A 3038-nucleotide genomic window follows, 5' to 3' on the forward strand; every position below is an offset into this window, starting at 1 on the left:
GAGTGGGTTGGAGGTTTCGATAGTCAATGTTGGAGGTTGTAGTAGTGCAGTTGTCCGGCAGTTTGACGCGGGTGGTCAGGGAGTAATAAGGATCGTAGGAAATAGCGATCGAACCCTGCGCCTGGCTTTCCTTGAACGTCTGCAGCTTAAAGAAGCCCTCGGGTTTTTCGTAGGTGGCAAACTTTCGTCGCACCGACCAAAGCCTGTCATTTTGGTCCCACTCAGTGTCCGGAGGTAAGGCAATGGACATTTTTTTGTAGCCCGCGTCCTCGAGTTTTTCTTCCAAATCAAAAGGCGTTGAGGCTGACAGCTTGAGCAGGTCGTAGACCTTCAAGGCTACGTCATTGAGCTCGGCTGTTTCCATGTGATCCACCAACGCTTCGACACTGGCGCTTCCATCGACACAGGTGCCGCTTGTGTCTGGTTTTCTGTAGCGTGTCAGCGACAAGCCCGTCATGACTTTTGCGGTTTTCCATGACGCCAACGCGCTCAGCTCAAGCAGCTTTTCATAATGGATGTCTTTGGGTTCCAGCCCTCCAGCCGCAGGTGCCTTGGGCAGTTTCAAGGCATTGGTTCGCTGGAGATAGCGCAGGCCCAGGCGCCTGGCCTCAGGCATATCAATGTGGATGAATTGCGCCTTTGTTTCGTTCACGTAGTAATACTGTTGGTCTGCGTCATGGGCGTCTTTCCACCATGTGCGCTGCCATTTGTCTGCAAACGGAGCGGAGTCTTCTTTCGTTTTACGTCGTGCGTAACTGATCTCCAGGCTGTGAGTGAGGTGCCCGTAGGCGTCCCATTCCAGATTGATTGAATGAGTGCAACGAGGATCATCAGAGATGCGCTCGTATTGATACTTTATGGACTCCACCGTCAAGGGATGCACGATTGAGTAAGGGCTGTATTTATCGAGACTGCGCACCGCGCGTACCCGGTATCGGAACTGTTCTACCGAGTAAGGATGTTTTTCCTCCGGCGTCTTGTCCGGACCGTAAATTTCTATCCGCAACGGGCGTCCGCTTAATGCTCTGGCGAACTCACGGCGTTGAGTCGATTTGAGCTTGTCCGGACTCAGGGACTCACTCGTCTGAAGTACAGTGAGACCGAGTGGGATGGCTGATTTGTCGCTGCTGTAGTAATCCTGATTGAGCAGGTCTACTGCTTCACCCGTGTGGAACCAGGTCTTGGTCGTTTTGGGCTTGGCCTCAGCTTTGACGGTGGGGTTATCCGTTTGCTGAAGCAAACCAAACCCCCGAAACACTCGCTCGTCGCTGTCATAGATGCCCCGTCGATACTTGAATTGTTGCGACAATTGATTGCCTGTGACTTCATCGAACTGAGTCTGCTGTTTGACCAGATGCACCGAAAAGGGGAGGTGTGAGATCGCTGGTTTGTTGTTCTTGAGTAACTGTTTTTTTTCATCCAGCCACTCTTGTGCAGAGCTGCGATAACGAATGCTGCCCGAGGCGCCCATGTTGTTATTGGTCGAATTGAGCAGGTAAGGTTTGGCGTCAACAAAGTCATATCGCCAATGCCGGTCTACCTCTCCCGGCAGGCTGAAAACCAGACTGGAGCAGCCAAGTCCCTGCAGATCTGTAGCGCTGACCTGGCAAAAACGGTCATAGCGCAGGCCTTCCGGCCACGGCAAAACAACGCCTCGGCGCAAGCTGTTGCCACCCTGGTTCATGAATATGCGCGCACCATCAGCTTGCAGATAAATAAGGTCCGTCGCACCCGAGCCGTCCAGATCGGCTAGCAAAATGCGTGATGCGTCGAAAGCCTCGTAGGTGAAGTCGAGGGTGGCGATAACCCGCCCCTTTGCGAAGCGTCCGCGCCCCAGATTGGGCCAGCATTTGACTTCGTTGTGACGGATACGGATCAGGTGCTGTTGGCCGCTACCCAAAAAACCACTGAAAGCCACCAGTTCGCTGCGAGCGTCGCCAGGCACCGGCAGGTCGTCCTCATCTACCAGGCGGGGCACTTCGATTGCGGGAGCGAACCGGGCAGTTTTCTGATTGGCATACAGGCGAACGCTGCGCGGTCCCAGCATCACCAGATCGCTCAAGCCCGCCCCCATCAGATCGGCCAACTGTCCTTGCGGGTTGAAGAACTCCGTGGGTACAGCCGCAAATAAAGTGAAGTTTGACCATTTGCCATTGGGGCTCAGCGTAAAAAAGCCACTGAGCCCAGGTCGTGTCACGATCCAGTCCGGATGTCCGGTACCGCTGATGTCGCCGAGAAACTGCCGAAACGGTCTATTGCTATCGGCCAGCGGTATTTCTGGTAGTTCAAACCATTGGGTATAGGTGATCTGGTCCTTTCCTTTCTCACCACGCGACGGCTGGCTGTAGCGCCAACTTTTGTCCGTTTGGTGAAGGACACCCGGCAGGCCTTCTCCAAGCAAATCGACAAACTGAAAACGCTGTCCGTGGTTGAGGCTGGACAACGCGTCGAAGGTTTTGTAGCCGTCGGCATCACGTTTCAGGGTGAAACCGGTGTACGTGAATTCAAGCGGCGGTTGGTAGCTGTCCGTCTCTTTGCCATAGGATTGGGGTAACGCCGTCATCAGGCAGTTGCAGGATTGAGCGCTGGCCTGATACTCAAGCAAGACTCGACGAACCAGCACTGGGTCATTAGCCATGGAAGTCTCATTGGGAAAGTAATGAAACATCAGGATTTGCCGGCACAAGTACCGAGTGCCTATTTCAAATCCATAAGCGAACTCCGTGAAGGGATCGCCGCGTACCGACCATGCGGGCGTCGTTTTGTAGTCGGGCTTCTTGTCTGGCGATGCGTTGTGTTCTTCGTAGTCGAAACACAGGTCGAAATGCCACCCTTGATCCTTGATGCCATCGAGTTTGCACAGGTACAGCGCTGAGCCTGCTTTGAAATTGCCATAGCGCACGCGGCTCGGATAACGCTGGGCGCGGTTATCGCTATCGCCGGTGTCGGCCTCGTTGCCCGTGGCGTACTCATACAGAATATGTTCGCCATGAGCATTCATGCTCTCTTCGATCAACCACTCGGCTACTCGCAAGGGG

The 3038-nt window shown here is 54.1% G+C and carries 1 protein-coding gene; it reads right to left on the reverse strand.

All coding sequences use genetic code 11. The features are described from left to right. Positions 1 to 3001 (reverse strand): toxin TcdB middle/C-terminal domain-containing protein (locus AC1DRJ_RS22880; RefSeq protein WP_477804152.1); only part of this gene is annotated, 3001 nt, incomplete at its 3' end. Positions 3002 to 3038 lie beyond the last annotated feature (37 nt).

The sequence above is a fragment of the Pseudomonas sp. P5_B2 genome (genome assembly GCF_056400445.1).